This window comes from Zhongshania sp. (genome assembly GCF_029212375.1).
In the GTDB taxonomy this organism is placed as follows: domain Bacteria; phylum Pseudomonadota; class Gammaproteobacteria; order Pseudomonadales; family Spongiibacteraceae; genus Spongiibacter.
On record NZ_JARGNU010000001.1, the window covers coordinates 438,156 to 454,827 of the forward strand.

The window sequence follows — 16,672 nt, forward strand, 5'->3', positions numbered from 1 at the left end:
GTTAAACGACGCATTGTAACCCGCTATTGGTAGTTATTACATTGCACTGATGCGGATGGGCGGTTGAACTTGGGCTCAGTAATAAAGATAATACGCGCACTAACTTTTCCCTCCCCATACTTAAGGGTACCTGCCGTGACTGAAAGAAGACGTGAGCGTCCTGATGATTACTTCGCCGATTGGAAAGAGCGCGAAGCGTTAGCAGAGGGTATGATCCCTCTGATTGGTAAACTTTACCGTAGCAATAATGTTAAGACCTACATCTATGGCAAAAATCTGGTTAACCTCTCGGTGCTAGATATCATGCAGGCCCACCGCTTTGTGCGGCAGGTTGAACAAAACGAAATTTCAGAATTTGAAACCTTCCCAATTATCCAAGCCCTTGCGACTTTAGATCTCGGCACCGCGCATATTGATGCGGGTCGTATTGCCGTGTCTTACGAAGAGAGCGGTAAGGCTGCCGGTTTGTCGGTAGAGGACTTTGTTCGCAGTCAGGTGGAAAACCTGATTGGCGGTGCCAAAGATCCGGGTCGCCCATCGCGTGACGTGGTGCTGTATGGCTTTGGTCGTATTGGCCGCTTAGTTGCTCGCCTCTTGATTGAAAAAGCCGGTGGCGGTGCTAACTTGCGTCTGCGTGCGGTTGTTGTTCGCCATGGCGGCGCCGAAAATGATTTGGTGAAACGAGTTAGCTTGTTGCGTCGCGACTCCGTTCACGGTCCCTTTAACGGCACTATTCGTGTTGATGAAGAGCGCCAGTCTTTTGTTGCTAACGGCGTCGAAGTGAAAGTGATTTACGCTAACTCTCCGGACGAAGTGGATTACACAGCCTATGGCATCAATGATGCTATCTTGGTTGATAACACCGGTAAGTGGCGCGACGTAGATGGTTTGTCTATTCACCTCGGTCGCCCAGGTATTGCCAAGGTTCTGCTGACCGCGCCTGGTAAAGGCGACATGAAAAACATCGTTCACGGTGTTAACAGTGATCAAATCTTGGCAGAAGACACCATCATCTCTGCCGCTAGCTGCACCACCAACGCAATTGCACCGCCACTTAAAGTGCTGGACGATAAGTTTGGCGTTGAAAATGGCCACGTTGAAACGGTTCACTCTTACACCAATGACCAGAATCTGATCGACAATTACCACAAAGGTGATCGTCGCGGCCGCAGCGCGCCATTGAACATGGTTATTTCTGAAACCGGTGCGGCTAAAGCCGTAGGTAAAGTATTGCCCGCGATGTTGGGTAAGCTGAGCGGCAACGCGATTCGCGTGCCAACGCCTAATGTGTCACTGGCCATTCTCAAGTTGAACTTGAAGACCGAGACCACCAAAGAAGAACTTAACGAGTTTATGCGTAAAGTTGCGCTGCACTCGCCACTGCGTAAGCAAATTGACTACTCAAACTCGCCAGAAGTTGTGTCTAGCGATTTTGTGGGTTCGCGTCACGCCTGTGTGTTCGACAGCGAAGCGACCATCGTTAATGGCAAAAGCGCCATTCTGTACTGCTGGTACGACAACGAGTTTGGCTATAGCTGCCAGGTTCACCGCGTGCTAGAGAAGATGGCTGGCGTTGAATATGCAGTATATCCCTAGGATTAATCGGGGCGGGCTAATCTGAGTCTCGATCAGCCCAGACGATAAATGTTTGTGCTTACCATCGATATCCGCAGTCTTTCGGTGGTAAGCAGTTCGGCGAGTCTTTATACTTGCCGCAGTTTTTGAGGCGCACGGCTGGTCACACAGTCCGTGTGTTACTCCCGGAGCGCTTCCGCGCCGGAATTTACGCAGATTTGCAATTTCGCGTTCAACCATAAGAGTGTTAGGCAGCCTTATGATCAAAATTAACAAGGGCTTGGATCTTCCCATATCCGGCGCGCCCGAGCAGCATATTGAGCCTGGCTCAAAAGTGCGTGCGGTGGCGATGCTGGGGTTTGACTACCTTGGTATGAAACCCACCATGGCAGTTAAGGTCGGCGATCGGGTTAAAACAGGGCAATTACTTTTTACCGACAAGAAAACCCCCGGCGTTCGCTACACAGCGCCAGCAACCGGCTTGATTTCTGCTGTAAATCGCGGCGAGAAGCGAGTGTTGCAGTCGGTGGTTATCGATGTCGAAGATGATGAGTACGAATCTTTTAGCAAATACGACGCTGCTGCCCTGAGTGGGCTCAGCGCTGAACAGGTTGCCGAGAACCTTCAGCAATCTGGTTTGTGGACGGCATTGCGCACTAGACCGTTTAGTAAAGTGCCAGCAATTGGCAGTACGCCAGCGGCAATTTTCGTGACGGCCATCGACACGCATCCCTTGGCGGCAAATCCCGCTGTGGTGATAGCCGATGCCGAAAGCGATTTTACCAACGGCTTGGAATTACTGTGCCGCCTAACTGACGGTAAAGTGCATTTATGCATTGCCCCAGGCAGTTCGGTGCCAAGTTTGGATAATGATCAGCTGCGCGTAGCAGAGTTTGGCGGCGTACACCCCGCCGGCTTGGCTGGTACCCACATCCACTTCTTGGAAGGCGCTAGCGCCACCAAAGTGGTGTGGACAATTGGTTATCAAGATGTGATAGCCATGGGCAGATTATTCACCACGGGCAAATTAAGCACAGACCGCGTGGTGGCCTTGGCGGGTCCGCAAGTGGACAAGCCGCGCCTAATTCGCACTCGGCTTGGTGCGAGCTTGGAAGAGCTGTGCGCTGGCCAAGTTCGGCCTGGCAATAATCGTATTATTTCCGGCTCGGTCTTGGGTGGTCGTACCGCGCGCGGTGCGGGGGCATTCCTAGGTCGCTATCACAATCAAGTGACCGTATTGGCCGAGGGCACCCAGCGCGAATTTATGGGCTGGTTGTCACCTGGTGTAAATAAACATTCGGCACTGCGAATTTATATTTCGCAATTCTTTAGTAAGCCGATTGCCTACACCACAAATACCAATGGTAGCGAGCGCGCCATGGTGCCAGTTGGCGCCTATGAGCGCGTTATGCCGCTGGATATTTTGCCAACGCAGCTACTGCGTTCGTTGATAGTTGGTGACACCCAAATGGCACAGTCCTTGGGATGTTTGGAATTGGACGAAGAAGACCTCGCGCTGTGTACCTATGTTTGCCCTGGCAAATATGAGTTCGGTCCGATCCTTCGCGACAATTTAAGCCGCATAGAGAAAGAGGGTTAAGTTATGGGGCTGAGAAAAATTCTCGACGACATGGCGCCGCATTTTGAAAAAGGCGGCCGCTATGAGAAATGGTATGCACTTTACGAAGCTGCAGATACTATTTTTTATTCGCCATCTAGCGTCACTAAAAGCAACGCACACGTTCGCGACGGTGTCGACCTAAAGCGGATTATGATTACGGTTTGGTTCTGCGCTTTTCCCGCGATGTTCTACGGTATGTGGAATATCGGTTTTCAAGCCAACCAGATCATGCTGGATTCTGGCATTGCCGCCGGTGAAGGTTGGCGACATGTCATGATCTCAATGATGGCTGGGTACGACCCTGCCAGTCTCTGGGATAATTTCTGGCATGGCTTTTGGTACTTTATTCCGGTTTATGCGGTCACTTTCTTGGTTGGTGGTTTCTGGGAAGTGCTGTTTGCGATGAAACGCGGCCATGAAGTTAACGAAGGCTTCTTTGTTACCTCCATTCTGTTTGCTTTGATTTGCCCGCCAAGTATTCCTTTGTGGCAGGTGGCTCTGGGTATCAGTTTCGGTGTGGTTATTGCCAAAGAAGTATTTGGCGGCACTGGCAAAAACTTCTTAAACCCTGCATTAGCAGGTCGCGCTTTCTTGTTCTTTGCTTACCCAGCGCAAATGTCTGGTGACGCGGTATGGACGGCAGTTGATGGCTTTACCGGCGCAACGCCATTGTCTATTGCTGCTAGCGATGGCATGGCGGTTCTGCAGGAAAAAATGACGTGGATGGACGCTTTCCTCGGCAATATGCAGGGCTCTATGGGTGAAGTGTCGACCTTGGCAATCTTCCTTGGCGGCGCGGTGCTGCTGTGGACCGGTATTGCCTCGTGGCGCATAGTGGTTGGCGTATTAATTGGCATGTTTAGCTTGTCAATGCTGTTCAACTCCATGCAAAGCGATAATTTAATGATGGCCATGCCTTGGCATTGGCATCTTGTGCTGGGCGGCTTTGCTTTCGGTATGATGTTTATGGCGACTGACCCTGTGTCATCGTCAATGACCAATACCGGCAAGTGGATTTTCGGTGCTTTGATCGGCTGTATGGTAGTTTTAATTCGCGTAGTGAATCCTGCTTTCCCAGAAGGCATGATGTTGGCAATTTTGTTCGCTAATTTATTCGCGCCGCTAATCGATCATTTCGTAGTGCAGGCAAATATCAAGCGGAGGTTGGCACGTGGCTAATAACGACAGTATCCCAAGAACGCTACTGGTTGCCGTTACGCTGTGTATCGTCTGTGCTCTGGTTGTGGCCAGCGCAGCCGTTATGCTGAAACCGGCCCAGGTAATCAATAAAGCCCTCGATCGCAAAGCCAATATTTTGGCAGCGGCGGGGTTGTTAGTTCCCGGCGAGAGCGTTGAGGAGCAGTTTAAACAGGTCACCACCAAAATTGTTGACCTGAACACAGGTAAGTTTACTGATGAGATGCCTTTAAAAGGCTTTGAACAGGCTAAAGTTGCCAAAGATTCTGAGACTTCTATTGCGCTGGGCGAAGACGATCTCGCCAAAATTCGCCGTCGTGAAAACTACGCCATGGTGTATTTGATCGAGAAAGACGGCCAGTACGATAAAGTGATTTTACCGGTGCGCGGCTACGGTCTGTGGTCAACGCTCTACGGTTTTCTCGCGCTGGAAAATGACTTTAATACCGTCGCTGGCTTAGGCTTTTACGATCACGGCGAAACCCCTGGTCTCGGTGGTGAAGTTGATAATCCTAAGTGGAAGGCGCTGTGGCCAGGTAAAGAAATTTACGATGACGGCGACGTGGCCATTGAACTTGTAAAAGGCAATGTCGACAGCAGCACACCCCATGCCGACAACAAAGTTGATGCTTTGTCAGGTGCCACCTTAACCAGCCGTGGTGTCAGCAACTTGCTGCGCTTCTGGATGGGCGAGCTGGGTTATAAATCATTTTTAAGCAACTTGCGTTCAGGGGAGGCATAAACCATGTCGATGATGAAAGAAGCCCTAACCAAGCCAATTTTACAGAATAACCCCATTGCCTTGCAGATACTCGGTATCTGCTCGGCTCTGGCGGTGACCTCCAGCCTTAAAGTAACGCTGGTAATGTGTATCTCTGTAACTTTGGTAACGGCCTGCTCAAGCTTTGCGGTTTCGCTGATCCGCAATCAGATTCCGAGCAGCATTCGAATTATTGTGCAGATGGTGATTATCGCCTCGCTGGTTATTGTGGTCGACCAGTTGTTAAAGGCCTATGCCTTTGCAATAAGTAAGCAGCTCTCGGTATTTGTTGGTTTGATCATCACCAACTGTATCGTTATGGGTCGCGCCGAAGGCTTTGCGATGAAAAACCCGCCAGTGGCGAGTTTTGTCGACGGTATTGGTAATGGCCTTGGCTACAGCGTGGTGCTGTTTAGCATTGCGGTAGTTCGCGAACTGTTTGGCTCTGGTAAATTGTTTGGTTTTGAAATTCTGCCACTTGTTACTGATGGTGGCTGGTATGTGCCTAATGGCCTGCTGCTATTGCCGCCAAGCGCGTTCTTCCTGATTGGTATTTTTATCTGGGTATTGCGCTCAGTGAAGAAAGAACAGGTTGAGAAAGTGGAATTTAAAATCACCAAAAATACCCGCAGCGTTAAGGAGGCCTTTTAATGGAACACTATATTAGCCTGTTCGTGCGCTCGGTATTTTTAGAGAACATGGCGCTGAGTTTTTTCCTCGGCATGTGTACTTTTATGGCGATTTCCAAAAAAATTCAGGCCGCCATCGGTTTGGGTATTGCGGTAATCGTGGTAATGGCACTGACCGTTCCGGTCAACAGCCTCATCTATAACCATTTGCTCCGTGAAGGCGCGCTGGCTTGGGCCGGTTACCCCGATGTAGATCTGAGCTTTTTGGGTTTGCTGAGCTATATCGGTGTTATTGCCGCGATAGTGCAAATCATGGAAATGGTATTGGATAAATATGTACCGGCGCTCTACAACGCACTGGGCGTATTCCTGCCCTTGATCACAGTTAACTGCGCAATTATGGGCGGCTCGCTGTTCATGGTTGAACGCGACTACGGTTTTGCAGATTCGGTGGTATACGGCGCAGGCGCCGGTACTGGCTGGGCACTAGCCATTGTTGCCTTGGCGGGTATCCGTGAAAAATTAAAATACAGCGATGTTCCCGAAGGCCTTCGCGGTCTGGGTATTACCTTCATCACTGTTGGCTTAATGTCGTTGGGCTTTATGTCCTTCGGCGGTATTGATCTCTAACCGAGAAAACTGGAGAAGAATTAATGAATACAGTAGTTATTCTCGGTGTGGGCATGTTTACCGCGATTGTATTGTCGCTGGTTGGCGTTATTTTGTTTGCGCGCTCGCGCCTTGTGAGCAGCGGCAATGTCACCATCGAGATCAATGGCGAAAAAACCATTACCGTGCCGGCAGGCGATAAATTATTAAGCACATTGTCGGGCCAAGGTGTATTTTTGGCCTCGGCCTGTGGTGGTGGCGGTAGCTGCGCCCAGTGCAAGTGTATTGTTAGCGATGGCGGCGGCTCGATGCTGGCCACCGAAGAAGCGCATTTCAGCCCTCGCGAAGCCCGTGAAGGCTGGCGTTTGTCTTGCCAGACTCCGGTTAAGCAGGATATGAAGATCGAAGTGCCAGAGGACGTCTTTGGTGTTAAACAGTGGGAATGTACCGTTGAGTCCAACCCCAATGTCGCGACCTTTATCAAAGAGCTGACCCTGAAACTGCCAGAAGGCGAGAACGTTAACTTCCGTGCTGGTGGCTATGTGCAGCTTGAGTGCCCACCGCACCATGTTAAGTATTCGGATTTTGATATTCCGGCCGAATACAAAGGTGATTGGGAGCGTTTTGGCTTCTTGAATGTTGAATCGAAAGTGGAAGAGACGGTTATTCGCGCCTACTCCATGGCCAATTACCCAGAAGAGCGGGGCATTGTTAAGTTCAATATTCGGGCGGCGACGCCACCACCAAATAATCTGGCCTTAACACCTGGTCAGATGTCGTCTTGGGTCTTTAGTCTTAAGCCTGGCGACAAGGTGAAAGTGTACGGCCCGTTTGGTGAATTCTTTGCCAAAGAAACTGACGCGGAAATGGTTTTTGTTGGCGGAGGTGCAGGTATGGCGCCAATGCGTTCGCATATCTTTGATCAGCTGATGCGTTTAAAAACTAAACGTAAAATTACTTTTTGGTATGGCGCTCGCTCTATGCGTGAAGCTTTCTACGTGGAAGAGTACGACAAGCTGGCCGCTGAAAATGAGAACTTTGAGTGGCACTTGGCGCTCTCTGATCCTCAGCCCGAAGATAATTGGACTGGCATGACTGGTTTTATCCATCAGGTGTTGTTTGAAAACTACTTGAAGGATCACGAAGCGCCGGAAGATTGTGAGTTTTACATGTGTGGGCCGCCGATGATGAATTCGGCTGTTATTAAAATGTTGGAAGATCTCGGTGTTGAACAAGACAATATACTTCTCGATGACTTCGGTGGGTAATTTGCCTCGCAACACAATAAAAGCAGCCTTAGTGCTGCTTTTATTGTTTTTGGTAGGCTGCTCAGCGAAACAAGCGCCATTTTTACAAGTGAATGGCACTACCATGGGCACCACTTATCACATCACGCTGCGCCAGCCGAGCGATGAGTGGACGGAGCAAAGCCTGAAGGAAGCGCTGGACCTGCGCCTGCAGGCGTTTAATCAGCTCGCTTCAACGTATATCCCAAACTCGGAATTGAACCGCTTAAATGACGCGCCAGTAAATGAGTGGCATCCGGTCATGCCGATGCTGTTCGATATTTTGGTTCTGTCGACAGAAGTAAGTTGGCTGAGTAACGGCGCGTTTGACATTACCGTTGCACCGCTGGTGAACTTATGGGGCTTTGGCCCAGTTAAACACGACGGCAAGCCCACAGACGAGGCCGTTGCAAAAGCCCGTGAAAACGTGGGTTTTGGTGAAATTGAGCTGGATATCCTCGACAAAAAAGTGCTTAAACACAAAGATTTGCATATCGACTTGTCGGCGATTGCGAAAGGCTACGGCGTTGATGTGGTCGCCTTGTGGCTCGAATCCCTTGGCACCAAGGACTATTTGGTCGAAATCGGCGGCGAGATGCGGGTCGCAGGCCTTAGCCCTCGTGGTGATCAGTGGCGAATTGGGGTAGAAAACCCCGACGTGGAAAACCCAGAAACCACGCCGATCCGCTTGGGCAATATTGGCGTGGCCACCTCAGGTGACTATCGCAATTATTTTGAAGAAGAGGGCGTGCGTTACTCTCACACTATTGACCCTGGCACTGGCCGACCGATCACCCATAATTTGGCCTCAGTGACGGTATTGGATGCCTCTTGCGCGTATGCTGATGCTATGGCTACTGCGTTTTCGGTCATGGGCGGGGATAAAACCTTAAAGTTGGCTGAACAAATGGGTATACCGGTTTATATTATTGAGAAGGGCGACGCGGGTTTTGTTCGCCGCTACAGTTCTGCATTTGCTCCGTATTTGGAGCAGGAGAAGTAAAATGGCAACGATATTTGCTGCGTTTTTTGTGATGTTATTAATTGTTGGCGCAATGTCGATTGGGGTATTGATGGGCCGCAAGCCCATTGCTGGGTCTTGCGGGGGTGTTGGCGCCGCGCTGAGTGATCCAGATTATGTTTGTGATTTGTGCGGTAATGATCCCAAGAAATGTACCGAGGAAAACGACGCGGCAGCGGCTGCGCGTAATAAATCGAGCACCACGTTTTACGACGCTAGTTAAAATTGCTAAATGCGTGACGGGAGACGATAGACGCTAAGCAAAGACAAGCGCTCGCCTTTGAATAGTGAGCGCAGCGAATAAAAGCGTCTCCCGTCTCCCATCAAGCGTTCTCCAACTTCGTTCATCAAACGTTCTGCCAAACCGCGACCCGCTCTAAATAGGCTTTCCTCGCAATTTCCATATCTTTTAAAAACGGCTCTAGCTCATTAATGGTAAGCGCTTGGGGGCCGTCGACTAGCGCCTTTTCTGGTGCGGGGTGAAAGTCTACTAGTACCATATTTGCGCCTGCTAATACTCCTTGAGCGGTGGCGTGGCAGAGCTCTAAAACCCCGTCGGGCGCGACATCGCGGCTGCCCACCGAGTGGGAGGGGTCGATGCAGACCGGCATTCTGGTTAGTCTTTTCACTGTTGGTACTTGCGCGAAATCCACCATATTGCGGTGGGGGGCGCCAAATTCACTTTTCATGCCGCGCAGGCAAAAAATAACCTGATTATTACCTTCGCTGGCGAGATATTCCGCGGCGTTCAGCGATTCATTTAAGGTAATGCCAAAGCCGCGCTTGAGTAACGCGGGGTAGGTGTTTTGGCGGCCTATGGCCTTGAGTAATTCAAAATTCTGGGTATTGCGGGTGCCAATCTGCATAATCACGCCACAGGGATTGCCGGCATCGGCGAGGGCTTGATCAATTTCCTGCATGTGACTTTCGTGGGTCACTTCCATGGCGATGACCTTTGTGCCGTATTTACCGGCCAAATCAAAGACCCAAGGTAGGCAGCTTTTGCCGTGCCCCTGAAATGCATAGGGATTGGTGCGGGGTTTGTAGGCGCCCATGCGTGTGCAGCTAAGGCCGTTGGCCTGCAGTGCCTTTAGCATTTCCTCGACGTGTTTGGGGTTGTCTACCGCACAGAGACCGGCAAAGATGTGGAGTGACTCTTGGTCGAAGCGCAAACCCTGATAATGAAAACCACTGGAGCGTTGCTGGTCTTTATGGCGACCCAGAATGCGATATTCCTCAGATATGCGGATCACTTTTTCTACCGCTGGCAGACTTTCGATCTCTTCTAGGTCGAGGGCGAGCGTGTCGCCAAGCAGATAAATTTCCCTTAGATTCTGGAGTTGGCCGCTGACCTGATGCTGTCTAACTTTAACATCGGGCAATTGTTTGAGGTGGGCCAAGGTTTTGATGAAGTCTGGGTCCGACTCACTGGTATTGGGGTGAAGTATTAATAGCATGTAAAACCTCTTATACCGCGGCTAAAACCAAAATCGGCTTAGCGAATACAAATAGCAAAATATGTTTTCTCATAATCCCTATGCTCAATGATAGTATAGGCGCAGATTTTAGACGTGGATTACGATTAACTTCCTATGGCTGTTCCCCTTTTTTTACGCATTGGTATTCGGTATTTTCGGCGCGCCTCGGGCAACGATCGTTTTCTGTCGCTGGTGTCGTGGTTTTCGCTGTTGGGTATGCTGATTGGCGTGGTGTCGTTGATTGTGGTCATGGCGGTAATGAACGGCTTTGAGCGCGAGCTACAGCAGCGGGTTTTGTCGGTAGTGCCCCACGGTTATATAGAAGGGCCCCAGCGCCGTTTAAGTGATTGGCAGCGCTATGCCGCCACCGTAGCGGAAAATCCTCAGGTCAGCGCGGTTGCGCCCTATGTGGGCGGCAAGGCGATGTTGGCTGTGTTTAAGCGTTTGCGAGGTGTTTCGCTGTACGGTATCGACCCTGAACAAGAGCGGGGCGTGTCGGCAGTTGGAGAACACATGGTCGCAGGCGACTACCTCAGTGGCGACGCGGGCCAATACCAAATCATTATTGGCGATATTCTGGCGCGTCAGCTCGGGGTGAATATTGGCGATGGCGTTACTGTAATTCTGCCTAAGGTGACAGTTACCCCTTTTGGTTTATACCCCCGTGAGAAGGAGTTTACCGTCAGTGGCGTGTTTAGTGCCGGTGCTCAGCTTGACGCCACCAGTGCCTTTATTCATATCAGCGACGCCCAGCGTCTTTACCAGCTTGGCGACGACGTTGAAGGTCTTCGTCTGCAATTAACCGATATGTTTGTCGCGCCACATTTACTGCCGGAGCTAGCTGCCCTGCTGCCAGAGGGCAGTGTGGCGGTAAGTTGGAGCGACAGCCAAGGCAGCTTGTTTCAGGCCGTTAAAATGGAAAAGCAAATGGTGCGTTTGCTACTACTGTTTATCGTGCTCATCGCCGCTTTCAACATAGTTTCTATCCTCAGCATGGCGGTATCTGCTAAACGGGGTTCTATTGCGGTACTGCGCACCATGGGTAGCACGCCGGGCTCGATTATGGCCATTTTTATTGTTTACGGAATGGCTACCGGTTTAATCGGGCTTGGCTTGGGTTTGCTGATTGGTGTGCCTTTGGCCCAGCATATTGGCGAGGTGGTCGCTTTTTTAGAACAGCTCAGCGGTTTGCAGTTGTTTAATCCCCAAGTGTATTTTATTACGCGTCTGCCATCTTATTTGCAGTGGTCAGATGTCGCCGTGGTTAGCGGCTTTGCTTTGTTGCTTAGTTTACTGGCTACGCTGTATCCCGCTTGGCAGGCCTCCCGAGTGCAACCTGCGGAGGCTCTGCGTTATGAATAGGATGTATCTGCCTAAATTGTATGTAACTAATCTGCCTACGAATAATTTATCCATGCACAATCTGCTTATGAACCGAGAGTCTCGTATTTATGCATAATCCCAGCACCCCAGAAGATTCGGTTCTGGCCTGCCGCAACTTACAGAAAAGCTTTGTTCAGGGCCCGGAACAGCTGACGATTTTGAACGATATTAATTTGGATATCGGTCGCGGCGAGCGGATTTCGATTGTTGGTCCCTCTGGCGCGGGTAAAACTACCTTGCTGCATATGTTGGGCGGCTTAGACACCCCATCGCAGGGCAGTGTGCTGGTGCGGGGCAAAGATATTGCGCAAATGAATGACCGCGAGCGCAGCCGCTTGCGCAATCGCGAGTTGGGCTTTGTTTACCAATTTCATCACTTGCTTGCAGAGTTTTCGGCGCTCGAGAACGCGGCGATGCCGCTGCTGATTGCCGGCGAAAAACGCGCAGTGGCCTTTGCAAAAAGTACCGAATTGCTAGAGCGGGTGGGACTTGCTCATCGCCTGCAACACCGCCCTGCGCAGCTGTCTGGTGGCGAGCGCCAGCGAGTGGCGATTGCGCGGGCGTTGGCGAATAGCCCCGCCTGCGTGTTGCTGGACGAACCAACCGGTAATTTGGACGGCGACACCGCCGCGTCGGTACAGGCATTGCTACTGGAATTAAATAGAGAGCTGCAAACCAGCTTGGTCATTGTTACCCACGACATGCAGCTGGCGCACCGTATGGATCGAATTCTTGCCCTTGCTGATGGCCGATTGCAGGAGACCGCAGCCTGATGCGTTCACTGGCAGTGTTTATTGGCCTGCGCTACAGCGCCGACCGCTCAGGAAATCAGTTGGTATCGTTTTTGTCGCGGCTATCAATGGTTGGTTTGGTTCTTGGTGTTGCGTTGTTAGTGACGGTTTTGTCGGTAATGAACGGCTTTGACCGTGAAATGCGCAATCGCATTTTAGCGCTGGTGCCGCATATTACCCTGCAACCTTGGGCGGCGGGCACCACCGATTGGCAGGCCTTGCAAAGCGATGTTGAGCGCCACCCCGCAGTATTGGCCACCGCGCCGTTCGTGCAGGGCAGTGCCATGTTGATTAAGGGCGGTTTGGTTGAGCCTGGCTTGTTTTACGGCGTAGAACCGCTTGCTGAAGCCAAAGTGTCGAATATTAGCGATTATGTCGACTTGGGCGTTTTGAGTACAGAGTCCAAAACCGTGATTTTGGGCAAGGCGCTGGCCGAGCGCCTTGGGGTAGAACAGGGCGAGCGGGTCACGCTGGGCGTGCCCCAAGCCGCTGGCAGCCAAAACGTGCGTTTTGTGCAAATGACGGTGGCCGCGCTGGTTGCTACCGGCACTGAGTTGGATCAGCAAATGGTGCTGATGCACATAGATCAAGCGAGCAAACTATTTGCCGAGCCACCGCCGGTGTCCTTGCGAGTGACCGTAAGCGATGTGTTTGAAGCGCCGCAAATTGCTTGGGAGCTAGCCTCGGTGCACGGCCGAGATTTTATGCTCAAGGACTGGAGTCAGCAGTTTGGCAATATGTATCACGCCATTCAAATGTCGCGCCGTTTGGTGGTGATTATGTTGCTAGCCGTGGTTGGGGTTGCGGTATTTAATGTGGTTTCAACCTTGGTTATGGTCGTAAATGACAAGCGCGCCGATATTGGCATTTTGCGCAGCCAAGGCGCTAGTCAGGGCGATATTTTGCGTATTTTCTTAAGCTACGGCGCGGTGATTGGCGCGGTAGGTGCCGTTGCTGGTGGTGTGCTGGGGGTGTTGTTGGCGGCGGTGATTGGTGACGTGGTTGCTGGTATAGAGCGCTTTTTCGACCTAAAGCTGCTGCAAAGTGATGTTTATCCCATTAATTATTTGCCTGCCGACATTCGCATTCCTGATGTGCTGGCGGTGTGTGGCTTGGCCTATGTAATGAGTTTGCTAGCGACAATCTACCCAGCCTGGCGGGCGTCACGCATGGCGCCAGCAGAGGCCTTGCGCAACAGCTAATCTAGAAAAGCTACGTCGCCAGCAGTTATTCGTAATTATTATATTTCAATTGCTTAGCGTGTTTTTAAAGAATGTTTCGCAGGTTTTTTTACTTGCTGGGCTAGGGTTTCTGGCGGCTTTCTTGGCGTTTTCGCCAGCGCCGAATTACATGAACACGCCACAGAATGTGAATGCTGGCAGCGCCCACTAAACCCGATAGCAAACCGGTGAGAAAACAGCCTAAGAGCATTGGCCGCCACAAATAGGTAAACTCTTCGGCTAACCACGTCCACGATAATTCAAAGTGAAAGGAGTTGGGTGGTATGCCCATTACCATTGCGCCAAATTTATAGGTAAAGTAAAAAATGGCAGGCATGGTGATGGGGTTGGTAATCCAAACCAGCATCACTGAAATAGGTAGGTTTGCGCGAAATACAATGGCGGCGAGGGCGGCAAGGAGCATTTGCGTAGGAATAGGCACAAACGCAATAAACAGGCCCAGAAAAAACGCCAAGCTCACTGAGCGGCGATTTAAATGCCAAAGATTGGGGTCGTGTAACAAACTGCCGAAAATACGTAGCGAGGGGTGCTCGCGCATTTTTTCCGGTGTCGGTAACCAACGTTTAAATAATTTACGAGCCATCCGCTCAATTCTAGTTCACATGTGTGACAGTTAAAATGTATCCCGCCGCATGCCAGAGCACACGGAGCGGCGCCATTATGCACGTATCGTACGGGGTACTCCAGCATGTTGTCATGGATGACAGCAGCAATTGCGGCAATCGTTGCGGTGGCCTTTGCGCCCAGTTTGCCAGAACCGCCATTAATTGCAGCGAGTTTGCTCGTCGGCGTTGGTGTCTGCTTTTGGCTGCCGGTGCGCATACGCTGGCCGTTGGTGGCGTTTTTGTTGGCCGGCAGTTATGCCTGTGGCTACGGTTATTGGCGAAGCGCCGCGCTCCTGCCCGTGGCCTTGGAGGGCGTCGATCTGACAGCGAATATCCGCGTGCTAAGCGCTCCCGAACAGCGCGCCACTCATCCCCCGTATTTTCGTTTTGACGCTGAACCTATCGGTCAACTTAGCTGCAGTGTTCAGGGTGATCAACGTTGCAATTCGGCCCAGCTTCCGTCGCGGCTGGGCCGCTTGCGGCTAAATTGGTATGGCGTCGAACCTCCGGCATTGGGTGCGAATATCACGGTGTCTATGCGCCTTCGCCGACCCCACGGTTATCGTTCGGTCGGCGCATTTGACTACGGTCGCTGGCTATTCGTGTCTGGCTACTCGGCCATTGGCTATGTGCGCAATCCAGACTCGGCGTTGAGCAGCGCTGGCGTGGGCTTCTCTGCGGCAATAGCGCGGCAGCAGCTAATTGCAGCGCCGCTGGCCTATATTGCTCAATACTCCCACGGGGCAATAATGAATGCCCTGTTATTTGCTGATCGCAGTGCAATTAGCTCTGCGCAGTGGGCGCTGTTTAGCCAAACCGGTACCAGTCATTTAATGGCCATCTCGGGTATGCATATTGCGATGGTGTTGGCGTGGGGCTGGGTTTTTGGTCGCCTTGGCGCTTTGTTGTGGTTGCGCTCTTATTTGGCTGCGCCGGCATTCGCCTTTAGTTTTGCGCTGATATATGCCGCAATGGCGGGCTTTCCGGTGCCGACTCAGCGCGCCTTGCTTATGGCGGCCACTGCATTGCTAGCCTATAGCTTGCGCCGCCATATTTCACGCTGGCAGGGCTATTTTGCTGCGATGTTCATCGTGCTGTTGTTAGATCCTCTGGCACCACATCAAATCGGCTTTAGTCTGTCATTCGCGGCGGTTGGGGTCTTGCTATGGGCTTATCAGGGGCAGCGTCAGCGTAACTCGCTAAGTTTGTTGCACTCGCAATGGGTGGTGATACTGGGCTTGTTGCCAGCGTTGGGGCTGTGGGGTTTTGGTTTTAGTGGCCTTAGTTTGCCGGCTAACCTAGTGGCCATTCCGTTGGTAGCACTAATAATACTGCCGGTCTTGTTTGTCGGTTTGATTTTGTACCCATTATGGCCTGCATTGGCGGCGCACTTATTCTCGACGGCGGATACCTTATTAGATATTTTGCTCAAAACCTTGGCTTTTATGGCCGAGTGGCTGCCATTAATTCACTTTAGCCCGCCATGGCCGGCGCTGATTTTAGGCTTAATTGCCGTCATGATTGTGCTGCTGCCGCGCGGTGTACCGGCCAAATGGCTGGCAATTATTCCCTTGTTGGCTTTGTTTTGCTGGCCAGTGGCGCGGCCCGCTAAAGGGGCCTTATGGCTAACGGTGCTGGATGTTGGGCAGGGCCTCGCGGTGGTGCTACAAACCCACAGCAAAACCTTGCTTTATGACGTGGGGCCCGATTTTAACAGCGGCTTTAATACTGCCGATGCAGTGGTGATTCCCGCCTTGCGCAAATTTGGGATCGACAAGCTTGATACGCTGGTGCTCAGCCATGCCGATCGCGATCACGCCGGCGCGGCCCCAGTATTGCTGGATAAAATTGCAGTAAATCAGTTGTTTTGGGGCGAGCGGGTTGCTGATCTGACTGCGCAGGGAGAGCAGTGCGGGCGTGGCCAGAAGTGGCGGTGGGATGGCTTGGTGTTTGAATTCTTGGCTGGCGGTCACAATAGTGGCGCGGAAAAGACCGCTGGCAATAACAGTTCCTGTGTGCTGATGGTTAGGGAGGAAAACGACGGTAGGGGCTTAGCGTTGATTACGGGTGATATTGAGGCTGATATCGAGCGACAACTATTAACACTATATAGACAAACGGGTCTGACTAAAGCGCATGCAAAGCAACACAATTTGCAGGCCACGGTGTTAATCGCGCCCCATCACGGCAGTAATACCTCGTCGACAGAGGCGTTTATAGCGGCGGTTGCGCCAAGCGAGGTGGTGTTTTCGGCGGGTTTGCACAATAACTATGGTCATCCCGCGGCGGCGGTGCGCAAGCGATATACTCAACAGGGCAGTCACTGCTGGTTCACCGGTCAGCAGGGTAGTATTCAATTTCGCTATCAAAATGGCCTGCTTACCGAGCGTCGTCTGGTTCGCGCATGGCAATATTACTGGGAAGAAGGGTTAAAGCCCGAAATATGCCCCAAATTCAATTCCGCGGGCTGATTCAC

At 51.5% G+C, this 16,672-nt stretch carries 15 protein-coding genes; 13 read left to right on the top strand and 2 right to left on the bottom strand.

Annotated features, from left to right (window positions below; genetic code table 11):
* Nucleotides 1-135 precede the first annotated feature (135 nt).
* From P1U47_RS01950 to nqrM, 9 genes are all read left to right on the top strand, one after another.
* Nucleotides 136-1,596 (top strand): glyceraldehyde-3-phosphate dehydrogenase, encoded by a 1,461-nt coding sequence (locus P1U47_RS01950; RefSeq protein WP_301026835.1) that lies wholly within the window; start codon nucleotides 136-138, stop codon nucleotides 1,594-1,596.
* Nucleotides 1,597-1,834: 238 nt separating this feature from the next.
* Nucleotides 1,835-3,175: a Na(+)-translocating NADH-quinone reductase subunit A gene (locus P1U47_RS01955; RefSeq protein WP_301026836.1), complete on the top strand. Its 1,341-nt coding sequence runs from the start codon at nucleotides 1,835-1,837 to the stop codon at nucleotides 3,173-3,175.
* A 3-nt stretch (nucleotides 3,176-3,178) separates the two neighbouring features.
* Entirely contained in the window at nucleotides 3,179-4,375 is a 1,197-nt protein-coding gene (locus tag P1U47_RS01960) for an NADH:ubiquinone reductase (Na(+)-transporting) subunit B (RefSeq protein WP_301026837.1), read from the top strand.
* Nucleotides 4,368-5,135 carry a Na(+)-translocating NADH-quinone reductase subunit C gene (locus P1U47_RS01965; RefSeq protein WP_301026838.1) on the top strand — a complete coding sequence of 256 codons (768 nt, stop codon included), beginning with the start codon at nucleotides 4,368-4,370 and terminating at the stop codon, nucleotides 5,133-5,135. Before P1U47_RS01960 ends, P1U47_RS01965 begins: the two co-directional genes overlap by 8 nt.
* A 3-nt stretch (nucleotides 5,136-5,138) precedes the next feature.
* Nucleotides 5,139-5,804: an NADH:ubiquinone reductase (Na(+)-transporting) subunit D gene (locus P1U47_RS01970; RefSeq protein ID WP_301026839.1), complete on the top strand. Its 666-nt coding sequence runs from the start codon at nucleotides 5,139-5,141 to the stop codon at nucleotides 5,802-5,804.
* Nucleotides 5,804-6,412: an NADH:ubiquinone reductase (Na(+)-transporting) subunit E gene (gene nqrE, locus P1U47_RS01975; RefSeq protein ID WP_301026840.1), complete on the top strand. Its 609-nt coding sequence runs from the start codon at nucleotides 5,804-5,806 to the stop codon at nucleotides 6,410-6,412. The genes P1U47_RS01970 and nqrE overlap by 1 nt, the downstream gene beginning before the upstream one ends.
* A 23-nt stretch (nucleotides 6,413-6,435) precedes the next feature.
* Nucleotides 6,436-7,659, top strand: a complete 1,224-nt coding sequence (gene nqrF / locus P1U47_RS01980; protein ID WP_301026841.1) for an NADH:ubiquinone reductase (Na(+)-transporting) subunit F — start codon at nucleotides 6,436-6,438, stop codon at nucleotides 7,657-7,659.
* Nucleotides 7,619-8,680, top strand: coding sequence for an FAD:protein FMN transferase (locus P1U47_RS01985; protein WP_301026842.1), 1,062 nt, complete (start codon nucleotides 7,619-7,621; stop codon nucleotides 8,678-8,680). The genes nqrF and P1U47_RS01985 overlap by 41 nt, the downstream gene beginning before the upstream one ends.
* Nucleotide 8,681: 1 nt before the next feature.
* Nucleotides 8,682-8,921 carry a (Na+)-NQR maturation NqrM gene (nqrM, locus tag P1U47_RS01990; protein ID WP_301026843.1) on the top strand — a complete coding sequence of 80 codons (240 nt, stop codon included), beginning with the start codon at nucleotides 8,682-8,684 and terminating at the stop codon, nucleotides 8,919-8,921.
* A gap of 124 nt (nucleotides 8,922-9,045) precedes the next feature.
* On the opposite strand, the gene P1U47_RS01995 is transcribed toward nqrM, so the two are convergent.
* Entirely contained in the window at nucleotides 9,046-10,155 is a 1,110-nt protein-coding gene (locus tag P1U47_RS01995) for a 3-deoxy-7-phosphoheptulonate synthase (protein ID WP_301026844.1), read from the bottom strand.
* A gap of 135 nt (nucleotides 10,156-10,290) precedes the next feature.
* Between P1U47_RS01995 and P1U47_RS02000 the strand changes: the two genes are divergently transcribed.
* From P1U47_RS02000 to P1U47_RS02010, 3 genes are all read left to right on the top strand, one after another.
* On the top strand, nucleotides 10,291-11,538 hold the full coding sequence (locus P1U47_RS02000) for a lipoprotein-releasing ABC transporter permease subunit (RefSeq protein WP_301026845.1): 1,248 nt from the start codon (nucleotides 10,291-10,293) through the stop codon (nucleotides 11,536-11,538).
* An 89-nt stretch (nucleotides 11,539-11,627) separates the two neighbouring features.
* A complete protein-coding gene (gene lolD / locus P1U47_RS02005; RefSeq protein WP_301026846.1) occupies nucleotides 11,628-12,332 on the top strand; it encodes a lipoprotein-releasing ABC transporter ATP-binding protein LolD in 705 nt (234 codons plus the stop codon).
* A complete protein-coding gene (locus tag P1U47_RS02010) occupies nucleotides 12,332-13,552 on the top strand; it encodes a lipoprotein-releasing ABC transporter permease subunit (protein ID WP_301026848.1) in 1,221 nt (406 codons plus the stop codon). Before lolD ends, P1U47_RS02010 begins: the two co-directional genes overlap by 1 nt.
* Before the next feature lie 100 nt (nucleotides 13,553-13,652).
* On the opposite strand, the gene P1U47_RS02015 is transcribed toward P1U47_RS02010, so the two are convergent.
* Complete coding sequence (locus P1U47_RS02015) at nucleotides 13,653-14,174, bottom strand: DUF2062 domain-containing protein (protein WP_301026849.1); 522 nt, start codon at nucleotides 14,172-14,174, stop codon at nucleotides 13,653-13,655.
* A 117-nt stretch (nucleotides 14,175-14,291) separates the two neighbouring features.
* On the opposite strand from P1U47_RS02015, the gene P1U47_RS02020 reads away from it, so the two are divergent.
* Entirely contained in the window at nucleotides 14,292-16,667 is a 2,376-nt protein-coding gene (locus P1U47_RS02020; RefSeq protein ID WP_301026850.1) for a DNA internalization-related competence protein ComEC/Rec2, read from the top strand.
* Nucleotides 16,668-16,672 lie beyond the last annotated feature (5 nt).

What these genes read in the sequence shown, in the direction of transcription:
- P1U47_RS01955 (WP_301026836.1), top strand. Translation starts at nt 1,835, where the DNA reads ATGATCAAAATTAACAAGGGCTTGGATCTTCCCATATCCGGCGCGCCC.
- P1U47_RS01960 (WP_301026837.1), top strand. Translation starts at nt 3,179, where the DNA reads ATGGGGCTGAGAAAAATTCTCGACGACATGGCGCCGCATTTTGAAAAA.
- P1U47_RS01970 (WP_301026839.1), top strand. Translation starts at nt 5,139, where the DNA reads ATGTCGATGATGAAAGAAGCCCTAACCAAGCCAATTTTACAGAATAAC.
- nqrE (WP_301026840.1), top strand. Translation starts at nt 5,804, where the DNA reads ATGGAACACTATATTAGCCTGTTCGTGCGCTCGGTATTTTTAGAGAAC.
- nqrF (WP_301026841.1), top strand. Translation starts at nt 6,436, where the DNA reads ATGAATACAGTAGTTATTCTCGGTGTGGGCATGTTTACCGCGATTGTA.
- nqrM (WP_301026843.1), top strand. Translation starts at nt 8,682, where the DNA reads ATGGCAACGATATTTGCTGCGTTTTTTGTGATGTTATTAATTGTTGGC.
- P1U47_RS01995 (WP_301026844.1), bottom strand. Translation starts at nt 10,155, where the DNA reads ATGCTATTAATACTTCACCCCAATACCAGTGAGTCGGACCCAGACTTC.
- P1U47_RS02000 (WP_301026845.1), top strand. Translation starts at nt 10,291, where the DNA reads ATGGCTGTTCCCCTTTTTTTACGCATTGGTATTCGGTATTTTCGGCGC.
- lolD (WP_301026846.1), top strand. Translation starts at nt 11,628, where the DNA reads ATGCATAATCCCAGCACCCCAGAAGATTCGGTTCTGGCCTGCCGCAAC.
- P1U47_RS02010 (WP_301026848.1), top strand. Translation starts at nt 12,332, where the DNA reads ATGCGTTCACTGGCAGTGTTTATTGGCCTGCGCTACAGCGCCGACCGC.
- P1U47_RS02015 (WP_301026849.1), bottom strand. Translation starts at nt 14,174, where the DNA reads ATGGCTCGTAAATTATTTAAACGTTGGTTACCGACACCGGAAAAAATG.
- P1U47_RS02020 (WP_301026850.1), top strand. Translation starts at nt 14,292, where the DNA reads ATGACAGCAGCAATTGCGGCAATCGTTGCGGTGGCCTTTGCGCCCAGT.